Origin of the sequence: Virgibacillus sp. LDC-1 (genome assembly GCF_030137545.1) — a bacterium.
In the GTDB taxonomy this organism is placed as follows: Bacteria; Bacillota; Bacilli; order Bacillales; family Amphibacillaceae; genus LDC-1.
Window position 1 is genome coordinate 1 of sequence record NZ_JARUVL010000028.1, and the last position, 18,076, is coordinate 18,076.

Annotated in this window: 19 protein-coding genes and 11 tRNA genes; 28 read left to right on the forward strand and 2 right to left on the reverse strand. The window is 39.4% G+C overall.

What is annotated here, in order from left to right; genetic code table 11:
• The gene (locus QBK89_RS14585) at positions 1-93 is read left to right on the forward strand and encodes an IS3 family transposase (protein WP_481937822.1); all 93 of its coding nucleotides are present in this window, start codon (positions 1-3) and stop codon (positions 91-93) included.
• A gap of 61 nt (positions 94-154) precedes the next feature.
• Here the strand turns inward: QBK89_RS14585 and QBK89_RS14590 are convergent, their stop codons facing one another.
• Entirely contained in the window at positions 155-928 is a 774-nt protein-coding gene (locus QBK89_RS14590) for a rhomboid family intramembrane serine protease (protein ID WP_284141771.1), read from the reverse strand.
• Positions 929-1,065: 137 nt separating this feature from the next.
• Here QBK89_RS14590 and acpS point away from each other — a divergent pair, with 137 nt between their 5' ends.
• The 15 genes from acpS to QBK89_RS14665 all read left to right on the forward strand — a co-directional run bounded on the left by acpS (position 1,066) and on the right by QBK89_RS14665 (position 13,995).
• Positions 1,066-1,428 (forward strand): holo-ACP synthase, encoded by a 363-nt coding sequence (gene acpS, locus QBK89_RS14595; RefSeq protein WP_284141772.1) that lies wholly within the window; start codon positions 1,066-1,068, stop codon positions 1,426-1,428.
• Positions 1,429-1,507: 79 nt separating this feature from the next.
• Entirely contained in the window at positions 1,508-3,025 is a 1,518-nt protein-coding gene (locus QBK89_RS14600) for an NAD(P)H-hydrate dehydratase (RefSeq protein WP_284141773.1), read from the forward strand.
• 129 nt (positions 3,026-3,154) lie between these two features.
• Positions 3,155-4,171: a LolA family protein gene (locus QBK89_RS14605; RefSeq protein ID WP_284141774.1), complete on the forward strand. Its 1,017-nt coding sequence runs from the start codon at positions 3,155-3,157 to the stop codon at positions 4,169-4,171.
• A gap of 195 nt (positions 4,172-4,366) precedes the next feature.
• Positions 4,367-5,488: an alanine racemase gene (alr, locus tag QBK89_RS14610; RefSeq protein WP_284141775.1), complete on the forward strand. Its 1,122-nt coding sequence runs from the start codon at positions 4,367-4,369 to the stop codon at positions 5,486-5,488.
• A gap of 198 nt (positions 5,489-5,686) precedes the next feature.
• Entirely contained in the window at positions 5,687-5,971 is a 285-nt protein-coding gene (locus tag QBK89_RS14615; protein ID WP_284141776.1) for a CopG family ribbon-helix-helix protein, read from the forward strand.
• A 4-nt stretch (positions 5,972-5,975) separates the two neighbouring features.
• A complete protein-coding gene (locus QBK89_RS14620; protein ID WP_284141777.1) occupies positions 5,976-6,335 on the forward strand; it encodes a type II toxin-antitoxin system PemK/MazF family toxin in 360 nt (119 codons plus the stop codon).
• 233 nt (positions 6,336-6,568) lie between these two features.
• Positions 6,569-7,438, forward strand: a complete 870-nt coding sequence (locus tag QBK89_RS14625; protein ID WP_284141778.1) for an RsbT co-antagonist protein RsbRA — start codon at positions 6,569-6,571, stop codon at positions 7,436-7,438.
• 6 nt (positions 7,439-7,444) lie between these two features.
• Positions 7,445-7,801, forward strand: a complete 357-nt coding sequence (locus tag QBK89_RS14630) for an STAS domain-containing protein (RefSeq protein ID WP_284141779.1) — start codon at positions 7,445-7,447, stop codon at positions 7,799-7,801.
• 2 nt (positions 7,802-7,803) lie between these two features.
• Positions 7,804-8,205, forward strand: a complete 402-nt coding sequence (locus QBK89_RS14635; protein ID WP_284141780.1) for an anti-sigma regulatory factor — start codon at positions 7,804-7,806, stop codon at positions 8,203-8,205.
• 148 nt (positions 8,206-8,353) lie between these two features.
• Positions 8,354-9,364 carry a PP2C family protein-serine/threonine phosphatase gene (locus QBK89_RS14640; protein WP_284141781.1) on the forward strand — a complete coding sequence of 337 codons (1,011 nt, stop codon included), beginning with the start codon at positions 8,354-8,356 and terminating at the stop codon, positions 9,362-9,364.
• Positions 9,365-9,488: 124 nt separating this feature from the next.
• Positions 9,489-9,821: an STAS domain-containing protein gene (locus QBK89_RS14645; RefSeq protein ID WP_284141782.1), complete on the forward strand. Its 333-nt coding sequence runs from the start codon at positions 9,489-9,491 to the stop codon at positions 9,819-9,821.
• Positions 9,821-10,297: an anti-sigma B factor RsbW gene (rsbW, locus tag QBK89_RS14650; RefSeq protein ID WP_284141783.1), complete on the forward strand. Its 477-nt coding sequence runs from the start codon at positions 9,821-9,823 to the stop codon at positions 10,295-10,297. The genes QBK89_RS14645 and rsbW overlap by 1 nt, the downstream gene beginning before the upstream one ends.
• Positions 10,269-11,060: an RNA polymerase sigma factor SigB gene (gene sigB, locus QBK89_RS14655; RefSeq protein ID WP_284141784.1), complete on the forward strand. Its 792-nt coding sequence runs from the start codon at positions 10,269-10,271 to the stop codon at positions 11,058-11,060. The genes rsbW and sigB overlap by 29 nt, the downstream gene beginning before the upstream one ends.
• On the forward strand, positions 11,057-11,653 hold the full coding sequence (locus QBK89_RS14660; protein ID WP_284141785.1) for a PP2C family serine/threonine-protein phosphatase: 597 nt from the start codon (positions 11,057-11,059) through the stop codon (positions 11,651-11,653). The genes sigB and QBK89_RS14660 overlap by 4 nt, the downstream gene beginning before the upstream one ends.
• Positions 11,654-11,832: 179 nt before the next feature.
• Positions 11,833-13,995, forward strand: coding sequence for a Tex family protein (locus QBK89_RS14665; RefSeq protein ID WP_284141786.1), 2,163 nt, complete (start codon positions 11,833-11,835; stop codon positions 13,993-13,995).
• A 57-nt stretch (positions 13,996-14,052) separates the two neighbouring features.
• On the opposite strand, the gene QBK89_RS14670 is transcribed toward QBK89_RS14665, so the two are convergent.
• Positions 14,053-15,534 carry a catalase gene (locus tag QBK89_RS14670; RefSeq protein ID WP_284141787.1) on the reverse strand — a complete coding sequence of 494 codons (1,482 nt, stop codon included), beginning with the start codon at positions 15,532-15,534 and terminating at the stop codon, positions 14,053-14,055.
• 206 nt (positions 15,535-15,740) lie between these two features.
• Between QBK89_RS14670 and QBK89_RS14675 the strand changes: the two genes are divergently transcribed.
• From QBK89_RS14675 to QBK89_RS14730, 12 genes are all read left to right on the forward strand, one after another.
• Complete coding sequence (locus QBK89_RS14675; protein ID WP_284141788.1) at positions 15,741-16,199, forward strand: SprT family protein; 459 nt, start codon at positions 15,741-15,743, stop codon at positions 16,197-16,199.
• A 324-nt stretch (positions 16,200-16,523) separates the two neighbouring features.
• Positions 16,524-16,598 (forward strand) — tRNA-Asn (locus QBK89_RS14680).
• 5 nt (positions 16,599-16,603) lie between these two features.
• Positions 16,604-16,694 (forward strand) — tRNA-Ser (locus QBK89_RS14685).
• A 9-nt stretch (positions 16,695-16,703) separates the two neighbouring features.
• Positions 16,704-16,775: transfer RNA gene (locus QBK89_RS14690), tRNA-Glu, on the forward strand.
• A 33-nt stretch (positions 16,776-16,808) separates the two neighbouring features.
• Positions 16,809-16,885, forward strand: a tRNA-Asp gene (locus tag QBK89_RS14695).
• 5 nt (positions 16,886-16,890) lie between these two features.
• Positions 16,891-16,965: transfer RNA gene (locus tag QBK89_RS14700), tRNA-Gln, on the forward strand.
• Between the two features lie 55 nt (positions 16,966-17,020).
• Positions 17,021-17,096 (forward strand) — tRNA-Lys (locus tag QBK89_RS14705).
• A gap of 77 nt (positions 17,097-17,173) precedes the next feature.
• Positions 17,174-17,257, forward strand: a tRNA-Leu gene (locus QBK89_RS14710).
• A gap of 63 nt (positions 17,258-17,320) precedes the next feature.
• Positions 17,321-17,397 (forward strand) — tRNA-Arg (locus tag QBK89_RS14715).
• Between the two features lie 8 nt (positions 17,398-17,405).
• Positions 17,406-17,482: transfer RNA gene (locus QBK89_RS14720), tRNA-Pro, on the forward strand.
• Positions 17,483-17,700: 218 nt separating this feature from the next.
• A tRNA-Gly gene (locus tag QBK89_RS14725) sits at positions 17,701-17,774 on the forward strand.
• Positions 17,775-17,792: 18 nt separating this feature from the next.
• Positions 17,793-17,866: transfer RNA gene (locus QBK89_RS14730), tRNA-Ile, on the forward strand.
• Positions 17,867-18,076 lie beyond the last annotated feature (210 nt).

Below are 18,076 nucleotides of genomic sequence, written 5' to 3' on the forward strand. Positions count from 1 at the left end.
ATTGATTACTACAATAATAAACGGATTAAAGAAAAATTGACTGGAATGAGTCCAGTTGAATACCGGAAACAAACCAGCCAATTATCTGCTTAATAATTTAGTCTAACTTTATGGGTTCAGTACATTGAATGGATGAGAAACCTCTTTTTTAATTTTATAGAAAGCCGATCCGACTAAGTAAGCCAAGCAATACGAATGCTGCAATAATAATCCAGAGCAAATTTTTGCGTATGCTTCGTGGGATTAGCCGTTTTTTATTCCAGCGATTCGGATCGAATTGAATCGTATCATCATCCGAATAGCGCTGCCGATTGCGCCAAGGCGAAAAAGGATGAACATTACTTAAAAGAAGTGGTGCCAATGCAAAGCCCCCAATTAATCCGAAAATATGTGCTTCTTGGTTAATACCTGGGCGCAAGAAGGTCATGATGAGTCCGATTATAAAAATGGTCAGAACAATTATAGCATTTGCTTGATCAATTAATGTTTTTCGGAAGAACACCATAAATAAATATATTCCAAATAAGCCAAAGATGGCGCCTGATGCACCAAGGTGAAAAAAGAAGGCATCGGGATTCATGAGATAAGTGCCGAGGTTTCCAGCAAATCCGCTACCAATGTAGGCAACGAGAAATTTACCTTTACCAAGCATTTGCTCTAATGCTGGACCAAATAATACGAGTGAAAAGGAATTAAAAAGCATATGCATAACATCACCATGAAGAAAGATAGGGGTGAAGAGTCTCCAATATTCTCCTTCAGCGATAAAATAGTTATTACCGATTCCCCATTGCTCGATTTGAATGCCAATTGGTAGCTGAAGTAAATCGATTATGAGCCACAACACAATGTGAATGATCACAAGTGTAGAAACAATCGGGTAAAAGTGGATAAACTCCTTTATACTTCGTTCTGTTCGAATAAACATATGTGTCCCCCTATAATTAACCTGCTTTTTTCGGTATTATTAGTGTAATAACAAAAGATTGATTTATGACATCTTTAGATTACTAAAATATAGAAACAGATGGAAATGAAAACAATTGATTAGTGAGGGAATAATGAATGATAATCGGAACAGGAATAGATATCATTGAATTAAAACGAATAAAACAAACGATGGAACAACAGTCTCGTTTTGTATCGCGTGTACTAACAGAAAGAGAAAGAGCGTATTACCTTCAAATAACAAGTCAACGTAGAAAAGTAGAATTTCTTGCTGGCCGCTTTGCTGCCAAGGAAGCTTTTGCCAAAGCTGCTGGTACAGGGATTGGATCACTTGGATTTCACGATATGGAGGTTTTAGCAGATGAACAAGGTGCCCCAATAATGACTGTGACAGGATATGAAAGCTATTCCATTTTCGTCTCGATAAGTCATAGTGAAGCGTATGCTATTGCTCAAGCAATCATTGAAGGGAAAGAATAGAATATCACTCATGATTTAGTTGGTTTGCATAATTAGAAAGGTTGTCTCATATATTTTAGTGCGGGTAGGAGGGAACAAGTTGTATATTGTTACCGCAAAAGAAATGTACGAAATCGATCATTACACAATGCATGAGATAGGATACGGAAATCTATTGATGGAAAATGCAGGAAGAGCTGTTGCAGAACGAATCATATTGAAGGTGAAGAAGACGGATTCGATTGGGGTCTTGGTAGGCGGAGGAAACAATGGCGGAGATGGCTTTGTAATTGCTCGAACACTTCATAATAGTGGCTATCATGTAAAGGTAATGCAAGTCGTCCCAGACGAAAAAATGGCGGAAGCAACGAAAACTCATCGGCGCTTATTTGTACGTTGCGGTGGTTTAATTGAGCAAGCGGACAAGCGAACAAATTGGCAGCATTTTTTTGAGGAATGGAATATTGTCGTAGATGCAATGGTTGGAATTGGGGTGAAAGATCCACTACGCGATCCAATTTCCATGTATGCTTCGATGATAAATGAACGAGCACAGGTTGTTATTTCAGTAGACATTCCATCTGGTCTGCCAGCCGATGAAGGGGTATCCGAGTTTCTAGCTGTTCAAGCAGATTACACTATTGTAGTTGGGGCGGTAAAAGTGAGTGCCTATATTCAGCACACGGCACCATATTATGGACAATGGGAAGTTGTATCGATTGGACATCCGCAGCAAGCCTATACACGTTCTACCAATCGCTTGGAAGTGACGAAAGAGTCGTTTTGTTCCACGATGCCAAAACGAAAAAAAGATGCACATAAGGGAAATCATGGCAAAGGTCTTATTATTGGCGGGAGTGATGATATGCCAGGAGCGCTAGCATTATCGGTTCGAGCGGCTTTGCGATCAGGAACAGGGCTGTTAACGGCTGCATCTACTGAAAAAGCAATTGACCGTATTGCTAGTTATACCGTAGAGGCCATGTACAAAACACTCCCCTCTCAAAATGGCTCTTTAATAAACAATCGAGTGCTTTCCTTCGAGCCTTATGACGCATTGGCAATCGGAATTGGTATGGGTAGACAAAAAGAAACAGAAGCACTTGTCGAACAAGCTATTCGAGAAGCTGCTTGTCCTATAATCGTAGATGGAGATGGAATCTTTCATCTGAAAGGTGTTTTATCCGATGTAAAGTATCGTACCTATCCAACGATCATCACGCCGCATCCTGGTGAAATGGCTAGACTCCTGGATCTGTCAATACAGGAACTATTGCTTCAACCGTTTCGCTATTCCGTCGAGCTTGCCAAAGCGTATCATATGTTTGTTGTTTTAAAAGGCCCTTACACTATCATTACAGCTCCAGATGGAAGGCAGGCTGTCAATACAACAGGAAATCCTGGCTTGGCAAAAGGCGGAAGTGGAGATGTATTAACAGGGATTCTTTTAGCAATGGTGATGCAGCAGCAGGGCATTTTTCAAGCATTGTGTAATGCATGCTTCGTGCACGGCATGTCGGCTGATCTACAAATGATCAATAACCATTCCACACACGATCTACTTGCGTCAGATGTAGTGGAAGGGATTGCCAACGTTTATCGTACATTTTCTTGTTAGTTATGTGGTGCAGTTCCCTTTGTCCTAGTCTAGAACTACACCTTGAATAGCTACGAAGCGCTATTCTAGGAAATGGTAACCACGATTGTTACCATGGTCGACAGCAAAGGAGACAAGGGAGATATGTCCATGTTTAGAAAATCGAGTATCATATTGGTAGCCCTGCTAGGCTTGGTTTTTTTACTGACAGCCTGTGGTGAAAAATCACAGGAAGCGGTTGTTAAGAAATTAGAGAACAAGCTTGGGGAAATGAACGGGTATAAAGTAAAAGCGGAAATGAATATGAATACTGGTGAAAAAGAACAATCCTACAATATTGATGTATGGCATAAGAAAAAAGAATTCTATCGTGTGGCCCTTTCTAGTAAGCAGGATGAAAAAGGAAACCAAATTATTTTAAAAAATGAGGACGGTGTCTTTGTTTTAACTCCTGCACTGAACAAGAGCTTTAAATTTCAAACAGAATGGCCAGAAAATAGTAGTCAACCTTATTTATTTCAATCGCTTGTCCATGACATCGTAAAGGACAAGGATGCATCATTTAAAGTAACGGATTCACATTATGTGTTTCAAACAAAAACAAATTATCAAAGCAACAACAATTTGCCATACCAAGAAATTTATATTGATAAGAAAAGCTATACCCCTGTACTTGTAAAGGTAAAGGATAAGGATAAAAATGCCTTGGTGGAAGTGAAATTTTCCAATTTTGATATGAATCCAAGCTTTAAGGAAAAGGATTTTGTCCTTGAAGATAACATGACAAATAGTGTTGCCGACCTTCCAGTATCGAGTAGTGTTGATGAACAGCCATTTTCGGTCGTCCTGCCGTCATTTACAGCTGGAGCGGAATTAAAGGAAAAGAAGGAAATCGACTTAGAAAACGGAAAACGCGTTATTATGTCTTTTGCTGGTGAGAAAAACTTCACGATATTACAAGAAAAAATGGATGTAATGCCAACCTTATCCTCTCCACAAGAAGTAAAGGGAGATATCGTGAATTTAGGCTATGCGGTTGGTGCAATGACCAATAATACGATTGAGTGGCAACATAATGGAATGAATTTTTATTTAGCAAGTGAAGAATTGACGAAGGAAGAATTGATCGAAGTAGCACAATCGGTTGCGGCTAAAGAAGTGAAATAAATGACGAACAAGAAGAAAAGCAGATTCTTAACAAGATAAGAGTCTGCTTTTCAGTTCGTTTACACTACTTTTAGAACGCGTCTTTCAGCTGGCCTTCCCATAATATTCATTTGACACCCGTATAGCGAAGAGAAATAATAAGGTGTATAGATGGAACGTTTGAGTAAGATCGATAGTGGGAGGAGCTAGTCACAATTGGCACAATTATTTTATCGTCCAACATGGGCCGAAGTAGATCTATCGGCAATTGCATTTAATATACAACAAATAAAGAAAAAGCTTCCAAGCGAAAGTAAAATTATTGCAGTCGTAAAAGCAAATGGGTATGGGCATGGCAGTGTACAGGTTGCCCGTAAAGCGCTCGAAGCAGGAGCCTATGGACTAGCAGTAGCATTGTTAGAGGAAGCGATTGTGCTTCGTGAAGCCAATATTGAAGCTCCGATCCTCGTGTTAGGTTGGGTTTCCCCAGAAGGGGCGGTAATTGCAGCAGAAAAAAACATTACATTAACCTTTTTTCAAAAAGAGTGGTTAGAAGCTGTTCAAACGATTGCATTGCCAAAAATATTGCACGTTCATATGAAATGGGACACGGGAATGGGGAGAATTGGTATTCGGAGTGAGCAAGAATTAGTAGAAATAACGGCAGAGCTAGCCAAAAGTAAGGACATAAACCTTACAGGAGTTTTCACCCATTTTGCAACAGCGGATGATTCTGAACTTACTTATTATGAGGAGCAACAAAAACAATTTGAATCCTTATTGGCAAGCTTCCAACGATTGTGGACAAAGCCAGTTGCTGTTCATATCGGAAATAGTGCAGCAGCCATCCGTTTTCCGAGTCAGATGCATAATTGCATCCGTTTTGGCATATCCATGTATGGGCTGTATCCTTCCCTTTATATGAAAGCAGCTCAGCAAATTACGTTAAAAGCCGCATTTTCCTTGCATAGTAAATTAGTCCATGTAAAGCAAGTAGAACCTGGTGCGTCAATAAGCTATGGAAAAACGTACACAGCGAAAGACAAAGAATGGATAGGAACGATTCCATTTGGTTATGGTGATGGCTGGAGTCGAAAGCTTCAAGGGACGGATGTGTTAATCGACGGCAAACGGATGCCAATTGTAGGAAGAATCTGTATGGATCAAATGATGATTAAGTTGGATCAGCCATATGCTATAGGTACGAAGGTGACCTTAATAGGTGAGCAGGACGATAGTCGGATTGATATAGATGAAATCGCAGCACATTTAGACACCATTAATTATGAAGTCCCTTGTATGATTAACGAAAGAGTGCCACGCTTATTTCATAATTAAAAGGCGATGAAAAAGAAAGACATTAGCATGTATTTACCACAAATTGGTTAGACTAAAACCGAAAAAGCGATTTTTTTAGTGAAAATTGCAAAGAACCCTTTGCAATTAAGTCTTTAGAATGATATTATTATATTGAATTTCCATGAGGTCGTGATTAACTAGCGGATAGTCGTTCAACTTTGGTGGAGGTGCATGGTTTTGTCAGAGGGCTTACAAGAGATTTTGGTACGGCTACCAAAAAACCTGTTAAATGAGGTGGATGGCATAATGAAGTATGAAAATAGAGATCTAAGTGATTTCATCTGTCAGGCTACAAAGAACTATTTGGATAAGAAGAAACAGGAACACGTAAAGAACTTTTATGAATCCATGCAGCGCGGATACGAAGAAATGGCAGGAATCAATCTCTCCATTGCTTCAGAGGCTTTTCAAGCTGAAGAGGAGGCTGAAATCACCTTAGAGCGTACTGTGATCGGGGTGTAGCATATTGATCGTACAAAGAGGCGAGGTGTATTTCGCTGACCTTTCCCCTGTCGTTGGATCAGAGCAGGGGGGCATTCGCCCAGTATTGATCCTACAAAATGATATCGGAAACCGTTTTAGTCCTACTGTTATTGTTGCTGCAATTACTGCGCAAATCCAGAAGGCCAAATTACCTACTCACGTAGAAATTGATGCGAAGCGATACGGCTTTGATCGCGATTCTGTCATTTTGCTTGAACAAATAAGGACACTGGATAAGCAACGATTAACCGATAAAATCACCAAACTTGATAACGAAATGATGAAAAAAATTAACCATGCACTTGAAATCAGTCTTGGTCTGAAGGAAATGTATGGTCATTAAAGAATCCCCTTAGGTGTATAAACTTTGGGGATTTTTTGAATTGGTTTGTTAAATTTTTTTGATATTTATTTAGTTGTAACTATAAGGCGTACATTATTATATGGTAAAATGATAGAGAAACAAAATTTTTCAATTTGTATGAAAGATGAAAAATCAGGGCGGATAGTTGCATGAATGAAAACGGTATGCAAGAATATTTGTAACATGAATGAAGATTATTTGGAGGGAAGTAAATGGACAAACATATCAAGCAAATCGCTTTACAACATAGTGATGAAATTGTACAAATGTGGCTAAATGAAATTCATTCATTAAAAAATGAAAATTATACAGCGACTATTTCTGGTGATCTGTTTGAGAGTACGAATCGTGAATTTGTTAATGTCATCTTTGATAGTATAAAAAATCATGGCTCCATGGAATCACTCGAACAATTCTCGGAGAAGATTATTCACCTTGGATGGCCGTTAAGCTATATCACGGACGGACTACAGGTTTTTCGACGTGTGACGATTGAATTTATGTTAACACAAACGGATAAAGTAGATTCTGCTTATTTTGCGAATGTGATGACAAGTGTTGATTTATGGATAGAGCCTATTATTCGTCAGCTCGTAAATGAATATTCGGGAAGCTGGGAAAATATAGTCTCATTGCAACGGTTAGCATTGCAAGAGCTTTCTGCACCATTAATTCCTGTACTTGATGATATTACCGTCATGCCTTTAATAGGTACGATAGATACAGAGCGTGCAAAGCTCATTATGGAAAATCTATTAGATGGTGTTATTCGCCATAACTCAGAAGTAGTATTAATTGATATAACAGGTGTTCCTGTTGTAGACACGATGGTGGCACATCATATTATTCAAGCAGCAGAAGCAGTACGTTTAGTAGGAGCGACATGTATACTCGTAGGAATTCGACCAGAAATCGCCCAAACGATTGTTAACTTAGGGATCAACCTAGATAAATTCCCAACGAAAAGCTCATTAAAGAAAGGTTTTATGAGTGCGCTTGAATTAACAAATCGACGAATTGAAGAACTTGATTCTAAATCAGCGAATATTGAAAGCTTGATAGATTCCATAAGAGGGGAGTGAGGGATTTTGCGAATTCCAATACTCAAGCTACATAACTATCTACTTATTTCGATTCAGACGGAAATAGATGATAACACAGCGATTCAATTTCAAGAAGATCTCTTGAACAAAATCCATGAAACAGGTGCAATCGGGGTTGTTATTGATTTAACGTCAGTGGAAATCATTGACTCTTTTATCGCCAAGGTGCTAGGAGATGTCGTGACCATGTCCGATTTAATGGGAGCGAAGGTAGTTCTAACAGGTATTCAACCAGCAGTAGCGGTGACCTTAATTGACCTAGGCATTCATTTGCGAAACGTGCCAACGGCATTAGACTTAGAACAAGGTTTGATGAAACTTCATCAGGAATTGGGGGAATAATTATGAGCCTCCAATCCTGTGTGACCATTCAAAAAGAGTGGGATATTGTTGGGGCAAGACAGGTTGGACGCGACATTGCCAAGAAAATTGGATTTGGCACCGTTGATCAAGCCAGGATTGCTACAGCAATATCAGAATTAGCTCGAAACATATACTTGTATGCTGGGAATGGGAAAATTTGTTTTGAAGTAATTGACAACTTAGATCAAAAAGGCATGTGTATTAAAGCAATTGACACAGGACCTGGAATACAGGATATTGGTCTTGTCATGGAGGATGGTTTTTCTACTTCTGGCGGACTTGGTGCTGGACTTCCAGGCGTAAAGCGATTGATGGATGAGTTTAGTATCACCTCAGATAAGGATAAAGGAACAAACATAACAACGATAAAGTGGGTACGATAAAGGAATTAAAAGCGAGATTTCACTTGCTGAAATGGTAGTGTTAAGGCAGGAATCTTTCCTGCCTTTTCTTATACCTTAACTAATATTTACTGTTTGAATATTAGGAGGTTCAATTTTCGTCCTCTTTTTCAGTGCAGGAGGTATATCTGTGGACAATATTAAATTGGATGCAGTTAATTATAAAGAATTATTAAAGCTATTTATCGAAACGCAGGATGAAAAAGCGTTGTATGGTGCTGAACAAATTACGAAATCCTTTATTAAGCAAAATATCTTGCCGGAAGAGATTGTAAATCTACATATTCAAGCACTTGCTGAATTGTACCCGAATGTATATGAAGAGGTTCAACGGGCGATGAACTTTCTCGTAGAAACAATGATTTCGTATGGACTTGCAATGCAGGAATATCAAACATTACGAGAAAAGCAGCTTGAGCTCCAATCAGAGATATCTGTTGCAGCCAATATGCAAAAAACATTATTAGCTACAACCACACCAAAAGTAGAAGGACTAGAAATTGGTGTAATTAGTGTTCCTGCGCATCAAATGAATGGGGATTACTATCATTTTATCCGTTGTAAGGATGGCTCTATTGGTGTTGCGCTAGCAGATATTATCGGGAAAGGCATTCCTGCTGCATTGTCTATGTCCATGATTAAGTATTCAATGGATAGTTTTCCAGAGCAATCAATGGAGCCGAAAAGTATATTAAAAAGTTTAAACCGTGTTGTTGAGCGTAATGTAGACCCAAGCATGTTTATCACGATGTTTTACGGACAATATGTTCCTCATGAAAGTATGTTTCATTTTTCCTCGGCAGGACATGAGCCTGGGTTTTATTTTAGTGCAAAGGAAAAGCGTTTTTATGAAATAGAAACAAAGGGTCTTGTTCTTGGTGTATCACCCGATTCAGAATACCCGCAATACAAACAGAAAATCGATAAAGGAGATATGATCGTTCTCCTTACAGATGGTGTAACAGAGTGTAGAAAAGATGACCGCTTTATTGAGCGAGAGGAAGTGCTACAAATTATCGAGCAACATATGCATTTGCCTGCTCAAGAAATGGTTCAACAAGTATATAAGTATTTTGAACAGCTACAAGATTTTCAATTAAGAGATGATTTTACGCTCATTATTATGCGCAAGGAAGTTTAAGGGTGCGTGGAAAAGGGTAAAAGTTTTTTACTAAGCTATTTCTTATTGTTTGCAGGTATTAAAAACGTAGGATTACCTTTTTGAAAAACGTACGTTTATAAACTTTAATAGTAGGAGGATGTAAATGAATTTATCGATAGATGTAGTGGAAATTGCGGAAGGTTCCGTCGTTAATTTGGTTGGAGAGATTGATGCGTACACAGCCCCTAATTTAAAAAATGCGCTGTTGCCATTAACAAAAAAGGAGAATAACCTCGTTCAGGTCGATATGGAACAAGTAAGCTATATGGACAGTACGGGACTTGGTGTGTTTGTTAATGTCTTAAAATCATCGAAAGAGCATGGAAGTAAGCTGCAGCTTGTAAATCTACAAGAACGGGTATTTCGTTTATTTAAGATCACAGGTCTACATGAAATTATGGATATTAATGCGGTGATTCGAGGTGGAAAAGGATAATGGAGACATTTGATTTTATTGAAATGAGAATTCCTGCCAAAGCGGAATATGTTGGAGTGGTACGTCTAAGCATTTCTGGTATTGCAAATCGGATGGGCTTCTCCTACGAGGATATTGAAGATTTAAAGGTGGCGATATCCGAGGCAATTACGAATGCGGTATCGCATGCATATACTGCAGAAGACAATGGAGAGGTTACAATTGGTTTTGGAGTTTATTCAAATCGTTTAGAAATTATGGTTGCTGACCATGGTGGCAGCTTTGACTTAAAGGATATAAAGGACGGCACTGGTCCATATGAGCAAAATGAATCGGTGGAAAATCTTCGCGAGGGTGGATTTGGTTTATTTCTTATCAAGGCATTGATGGATAAGGTAGAAATTAACAACAATTACGGGGTTATCGTCTTAATGACAAAATACCTGAGCGAAGCAGAGGTGGACCTTGATGGCGACCAAGTCTCAGCCACACAATAGAGGAAGAGATGAGGTATATCAATGGATTGAAGAAGCCCAGCGAGATCCATCAAATGAACAGGTGAAAGAGCAAATCGTCCTTAACTATAAAGACCTTGTTGAATCCATTGCTAGAAAATACTCCAAAAATAGTATTATTCATGAAGACTTAGTCCAGGTGGGAATGATTGGTCTATTAGCAGCAGTAAGCCGTTTTGATGTTACAATTGGTAAGTCCTTTGAAACGTTTGCTATTCCAACCATTATTGGCGAAATCAAACGATTTATTCGTGATAAAACGTGGAGTGTTCATGTGCCACGAAGAATTAAGGAACTTGGTCCGAAGATAAAACGAACGGTGGATGAATTGACGACCGCAAATCAGGCATCTCCAACCGTAAAAGAAATTGCAGCACATTTAGAGGTAACCGAAGAAGAAGTGCTAGAAACAATGGAAATGAGTAAAAGCTATAAAGCGTTATCTGTCGATCGTAAGGTAGAGGCGGATTCGGATGGTAGTACGGTAGCTATTCTTGACTTGATCGGAAATAACGAAGATGGTTACCATCAGACAGATTTAAAAATGTTGCTCGAAAAAATGCTACCACTTTTAACAGAACGAGAGCAGCTTATCCTGCAATATACGTATTTTGAAAATAGAAGCCAAAAAGAAACTGGAGAATTACTTGATATATCCCAAATGCATGTATCTAGACTGCAGCGCCGCGCATTAAAAAAACTTCGTGAGGCCATACAAAGTGATCGTACGGAGGTATTGGATTGAAAAGCCCAAATAAAGTAGATGTAGCAGTATACCAACAACCGAAACACGGCTATCGATCATGTGGTGACAGCTATTATTATATTGAGAAAGAAAATGAATTTGTTTGTGCGTTGGCAGACGGTTTAGGAAGCGGAGAATTTGCAAGAGAATCCTCGCAGGTAGTGGTAGATATTATTCGGGATCATATTGACGCATCCGTTGAAGAACTATTAACGATATGCACCAAGCAGCTACTTGGGAAGCGGGGCGCAGTATTAGGGATATTAAAGATAGATTTTAAAGCAAAAACCTATACATATTCCTCTATTGGCAATATAGGAATAATGACGATAACAGAAGATAAAAAGAAAAAGCGGAATATTCCAAATGCCGGGTACTTGACTGGATATTCACGTCCGTTTAAAGTAATGCAGGGAAAATTGGAGGAGAGCATGAATTTCATTATGTTCTCCGATGGTGTATCGGATACGGATTTGATGTACCCCTTTTTGTTAAATATGGATGTGCATGATGTCATTCATTCCTATGAAAAAGCAGTTCGACTGCCGAGAAAAGATGATACGACCTTAATTGCAATGCGATATGAAGCGTAAAACCGACGAAAAGTCGGTTTTTTGTTTGGGAAAAAATCAAGAAGCGTATATTTCTGATAAAGAAATGGCTGACAGGTGATAGAGAATCGGATTGCCATCTTGAAATGAGCTAGGAGGTCTGCTAGGAAACTGCTTCATTCTTTGATAAAATAATGAATGTATATGAAGGAGGATGAAACGTGTCTGATTTAGAAAAAGAATTAATTCACTGGGTCGGCAAGGAAACCCAGATTAAACCGAGTACGATAGACAAAGTGATTGCGCTATTAAATGAAGGAAATACAGTTCCATTTATTGCACGTTATCGGAAGGAAGCAACTGGTGGTCTTGATGAAGTTCAAATTAAAACGATTCAGGAAAAGTGGCACTATGCCGTTAACCTAGCTGAGCGAAAGCAGGAAGTGATTCGCTTAATCGAAGAGCAGGGAAAGCTGACCGAAGAGCTAGAACGAGAAATTAATGGAGCAACCCAGCTCCAGCGTGTAGAAGACTTATATCGCCCTTATAAACAGAAGCGTCGCACAAAGGCGACCATTGCCAAGGAAAAAGGATTAGAACCGCTAGCGGAGAAAATATGGAAGCAAGAAAAAATACATATAGATGACGAAGCGGCTAGGTATATTTCAGAAGAATATGAGCTACACACAATTGACGATGTGCTAGCAGGGGTAAATGATATTATTGCCGAATGGATATCAGATGATCCCGAATATAGAGAAGTAATTCGTGAGGAAACGTTTAAGCGAGGAATCATTCAATCAGAAGCAAAAAATGCGGACAACGATGAAAAACAAGTATATGAAATGTACTATGAATATAGTGAGCAAGTTCGTTCGATTGTTTCCCACCGCATTTTAGCGCTGAATAGAGGGGAAAAGGAAGATATTATTAAAGTGAATGTCGAGCCCCCAGTTGAGCGGATACAAGCATATTTACAGAAAAAAATTGTGCGTAGCCAAACGGACGGTAAGCTGAAGGAATTACTTTTAGCGGCAATTGATGATAGTTATCGACGTTTAATTCAACCGTCCATTGAGCGTGAAATTCGTAATACACTCACAGAACATGCCGAAGAACAAGCAATTGATATCTTTTCTAAAAACCTAAAAAACTTACTATTACAGCCACCATTAAAAGGTAAAACCGTACTTGGTGTAGACCCTGCCTTTCGAACAGGATGTAAGCTTGCGGTAGTTGATGAGACAGGAAAGGTGCTTTCTGTCGGAGTGATGTATCCAACCGCTCCCAAAAATGATATTGCTGGCGCAGAAAAGAAAGTCATGGAGCTAATACAGTCCTTTGATGTTGCCTTAATCGCTATCGGAAATGGTACAGCGTCTCGAGAAACAGAGCAGTTTATATCCGATGTAATTGCGAAGCATAAGCTGACTATTCCATACATTATTGTCAATGAAGCTGGTGCAAGTGTTTATTCTGCTTCAGAGCTTGCAAGAGAGGAATTCCCGGACTTACAAGTAGAAGAAAGAAGTGCAGCCTCTATTGCGCGCAGAGTACAGGATCCGTTAGCAGAGCTTGTTAAAATTGATCCGAAGTCCATTGGTGTTGGACAGTATCAGCATGATGTAAGTCAAAAATCGCTGAACGAGTCGCTTAGCTTTGTAGTAGAAACAGCTGTAAACCATGTTGGGGTGAATGTGAATACAGCTTCCACATCGTTATTACAGCATGTATCTGGACTGAACAAAACGGTTGCCAATAATATTGTTGCGTATCGCTATGAAAATGGTAAATTTACGAATCGCAAGCAACTAAAGAAGATACCGCGCCTTGGTGCGAAAACGTATGAGCAAGGGATCGGCTTTTTACGTATTATTGATGGGGATCATCCACTTGATCGGACACCAATCCACCCAGAAAGCTATGCGCATACAGAGAGGCTATTGGAAATGCTCGATTGTAGCTTAGCAGATATAGGTACTGAGAAGCTGCGCGCAAGCTTACAGCAGATGGACGTAAAAGCAGTGGCAGAAAATCTTGATATTGGAGAGCTAACCTTACAGGATATTATCGCTGCTCTAAGCAGACCAGAAAGAGATCCACGCGATGATTTTCCACAGCCACTCTTAAAGCAAAATGTTTTGTCATTAGAAGATTTAAAGCAAGGAATGGAAATGCAAGGAACGGTTCGTAATGTCGTAGACTTTGGTGTCTTTGTCGATATCGGAGTAAAACAAGATGGGCTCGTGCATATTTCTAAAATGTCCGATAAATTTGTAAAGCATCCAATGGACATTGCCTCTGTTGGAGATGTGGTAACCGTTTGGGTGGAATCTGTTGATTTAAATAAGGGTAGGATTGCATTATCTATGGTGAAGCGTTAAATGAAAATAGGGTCAGATGCTACGATAGCATTTGACCCTATTGTTTTTGTGAATCGTTTATTCTTGTTCACTTGCTGCTTCTATTTCACTTAAGGAGATGTTCATTGCTTTTGCAACACCTTCACCATATGCTGGATCTGCTTTATAGCAGTGATCAATATGGCGCAGCTTAATGTGGTTTTCTACACCCTCCATATTTCGTGCAGTATTTTCAAATAGCAATTGCTTTTGCTCCGCACTCATTAAGTTAAATAGCTTTCCAGGCTGCTCGAAATAATTATCATCATCTTCACGGAAATTCCAACGATCCCCATCACCATAAATAGGAAGTGCAGGCTCTTTATATTCTGGTTGGTCTTGCCATTCACCGTAAGAGTTTGGACCATAATGCAATCTGCTGCCATGGTTTCCGTCTACTCGCATAGCACCATCACGATGGAAGCTGTGGAATGGACATTTTGGTTGGTTGACAGGAATTTGATGGTGATTTACTCCGAGACGATAGCGTTGAGCGTCTCCATAGGAGAATAATCTACCTTGCAGCATTTTATCTGGTGAGAAGCTAATACCAGGGACTACATTTGCAGGTGTAAATGCAGCTTGTTCTACTTCAGCAAAATAGTTTTCTGGATTTCGATTTAATTCAAACTCTCCTACTGGAATGAGAGGAAAATCTTTTTTATACCATACCTTTGTGAGATCAAAAGGATTGTATGGCATGTTATTTGCTTCTTCCTCTGTCATCACCTGGATGTACAATTTCCATTTTGGGAAATTACCATTCTCTATGTTTTCATATAAGTCTTTTTGGTGACTTTCACGATCTTTTCCAACAAGCGCTTCAGCAGCTTGATCTGTTAAATTATCAATTCCTTGTTGAGAACGGAAATGGAATTTAACCCAGACTCTTTCGTTATCCGCATTGATCATACTAAATGTATGACTTCCAAAACCGTGCATCTGACGATAAGATTTTGGAATCCCACGATCACTCATAACGATTGTTACTTGATGAAGTGCTTCAGGTAAGGAAGTCCAGAAATCCCAGTTGTTGTTTGCGCTTCGCATATTTGTACGCGGATCACGCTTAACAGCATGGTTTAAGTCAGGGAAAAGTAATGGATCTCTAAAGAAGAACACAGGTGTGTTATTTCCGACTACATCCCAATTCCCTTCTTCTGTATAGAATCGAAGTGCAAACCCACGAATATCACGCTCTGCATCAGCTGCGCCGCGCTCACCAGCAACTGTTGAAAAGCGCGCAAACATATCCGTCTTTTTCCCGACTTCGGAGAAAATCTTTGCTCTTGTATACTTGGTAATATCATGGGTAACCGTGAATGTTCCATAAGCACCAGAGCCTTTTGCATGCATACGACGTTCAGGAATAACCTCTCTATCAAAATGAGCCAGTTTTTCTAAGAACCATACATCTTGCAATAACAATGGACCTCTAGGACCAGCAGTCATGGAGTTTTCGTAATCAGGAACAGGAGCTCCTGCAGCGGTTGTTAATCTCTTTTTATTATCTTTTGTCAAAATAAACACCTCTCCTTGTTAAATTAATTAACATCTGTATCTCATTATAATACAAACATTATAAAAATCAATATTTAATTATAATAATTTTAAAATAGAATTTCCGAACTGAATAATAATCACTATGTTTAAAAGTAGAGAAATATGATAAAATCAACCTAATATGATCCAAAAATAGCTAGAAGAGAATAGGGAAGTTTTCGCAAATGAAAATGCTAAATGAAAAAGAACTGCATGATTTAGTGCATAGAATATCGATAACATACTTTCAGAAACCCTTTCAAGATAAGGTTCGATTTAATCCCCGTTTACGAACGACTGGTGGTAGATACATACCAACAAAGCGACTTATCGAACTAAATCCAAAATATGTGGAAGAGATGGGGGAAGAAGAACTCATAGGGATTATTAAACATGAGCTTTGCCATTACCATCTTCATATAGAAGGGAAAGGTTATCAGCATCGTGATCAAGATTTTAAAATACTGTTAAAGAAAACAGGCTCCCCACGTCATTGCAAACCATTACCATCCCAGAAAGAACGTTTTAATCATATCTATCAATGTTGTAACTGCCATCTTATTTATAAGCGTGTAAGAATGGTAAATGTTAGCAAATACCGTTGTGGAAAGTGCCGAGGCAAATTAATAAAGGTGCATCAATAATCGTATAAACGATGTTGCGATTCTAGTTGGAGTCCTATATATAGTAGGGAGTTAATAGCATACAAGAAACAAGCTGATAGAATGAATCATCAATTTCTAGGGATATCCTCTTAACATACCATTTTATTTGAAGTGTATTGAGAAAGGGTAAATTTTAGTGAGAATTGCATTGACGAAATGCGCTAGACATGTTAAATTAATAAAGCTAAAGAAATACACGAGAGATAACTAACTGAGTCAATTATAAAGTGAAAAAATATGGTTGACATCGCATTTGAATTATTGTATTATATTTCTCGTTGCTGTTATTGAATTTTATACTTTTCCACAGTAGCTCAGTGGTAGAGCAATCGGCTGTTAACCGATCGGTCGTAGGTTCGAATCCTACCTGTGGAGCCAAATACGGAGAAGTACTCAAGTGGCTGAAGAGGCGCCCCTGCTAAGGGTGTAGGTCGCGTAAGCGGCGCGAGGGTTCAAATCCCTCCTTCTCCGCCATTTTTTAATGGCCCGTTGGTCAAGCGGTTAAGACACCGCCCTTTCACGGCGGTAACACGGGTTCGAATCCCGTACGGGTCATCTTCTATTAACAGATAAAATAAAATAAGGTTGGGTCTGGTAGTTCAGTTGGTTAGAATGCCTGCCTGTCACGCAGGAGGTCGCGGGTTCGAGTCCCGTCCAGACCGCCATTTGTTGGGCTATAGCCAAGCGGTAAGGCAACGGGTTTTGGTCCCGTCATTCCCAGGTTCGAATCCTGGTAGCCCAGCCATTTTTTATTTGTGAGGAAGTTAACAATAAATTTTAAATGTGAATTTTAATATGAAGAGCCATTAGCTCAGTCGGTAGAGCATCTGACTTTTAATCAGAGGGTCACAGGTTCGAATCCTGTATGGCTCACCATTTTTAAAGGATAGGATTTTAAATTCCTTCATCTATAATTCGTTATTTGCTATTATTAAGTTGGGAACAAACACTATGCGGTCGTGGCGGAATGGCAGACGCGCTAGGTTGAGGGCCTAGTGGGTGAATAACCCGTGGAGGTTCAAGTCCTCTCGGCCGCACTTAAAAGCATATTGCTTTTCGTTTGTAGATGTTATATAGTAGGAAAGTTGTTTGAACAGGATGCGCCCGTAGCTCAATTGGATAGAGCGTTTGACTACGGATCAAAAGGTTAGGGGTTCGACTCCTCTCGGGCGCGCCATTTATTGACGGGAAGTAGCTCAGCTTGGTAGAGCACATGGTTTGGGACCATGGGGTCGCAGGTTCGAATCCTGTCTTCCCGACCATTGCAGCTTTTAAATGATTAGTTGTTAGTTAAAACCTAATTAATAATTTCATTTTAAATGCGGGTGTAGTTTAGTGGTAAAACCTCAGCCACGAGCAAAGCTTCTGCCGAATAGGCAACGAGTTGTCCCGAAGCATTCACATCACTGATTTGGCTAGTAGATGCAGGGACATGAATAGAGCGTTATAATTAAATAGGATTCAAAACATTATTATTAATGCGGGTGTAGTTTAGTGGTAAAACCTCAGCCTTCCAAGCTGATGTCGAGGGTTCGATTCCCTTCACCCGCTCCAATTATTCTCTAGTATGGTGGGCCTGTAGCTCAGCTGGTTAGAGCGCACGCCTGATAAGCGTGAGGTCGGTGGTTCGAGTCCACTCAGGCCCATTTTTAAAAAAAGAGAATAAAAAGTGTTGACTCAAGGTTTTGAATGTGTTATATTAAGAAAGTCGCCAATTCGAGCGACACATTATTTTTGCTCTTTGAAAACTGAACAAAACGACCAGTATGTCAAGAAAAACGGACCTCGTTTTTCGAAATAAAATCAGAAGCAAAGACTTCTGAACAAGCTAAGAAATTGAGATTGATTGGTGTCAA

Coding starts and splice junctions, on each gene's coding strand:
- QBK89_RS14675 (WP_284141788.1), top strand. CDS start 15,741: ATGAAAATGCTAAATGAAAAAGAACTGCATGATTTAGTGCATAGAATA.
- rsbW (WP_284141783.1), top strand. CDS start 9,821: ATGGAGACATTTGATTTTATTGAAATGAGAATTCCTGCCAAAGCGGAA.
- QBK89_RS14590 (WP_284141771.1), bottom strand. CDS start 928: ATGTTTATTCGAACAGAACGAAGTATAAAGGAGTTTATCCACTTTTAC.
- QBK89_RS14635 (WP_284141780.1), top strand. CDS start 7,804: ATGAGCCTCCAATCCTGTGTGACCATTCAAAAAGAGTGGGATATTGTT.
- sigB (WP_284141784.1), top strand. CDS start 10,269: ATGGCGACCAAGTCTCAGCCACACAATAGAGGAAGAGATGAGGTATAT.
- acpS (WP_284141772.1), top strand. CDS start 1,066: ATGATAATCGGAACAGGAATAGATATCATTGAATTAAAACGAATAAAA.
- QBK89_RS14605 (WP_284141774.1), top strand. CDS start 3,155: ATGTTTAGAAAATCGAGTATCATATTGGTAGCCCTGCTAGGCTTGGTT.
- QBK89_RS14645 (WP_284141782.1), top strand. CDS start 9,489: ATGAATTTATCGATAGATGTAGTGGAAATTGCGGAAGGTTCCGTCGTT.
- QBK89_RS14625 (WP_284141778.1), top strand. CDS start 6,569: ATGGACAAACATATCAAGCAAATCGCTTTACAACATAGTGATGAAATT.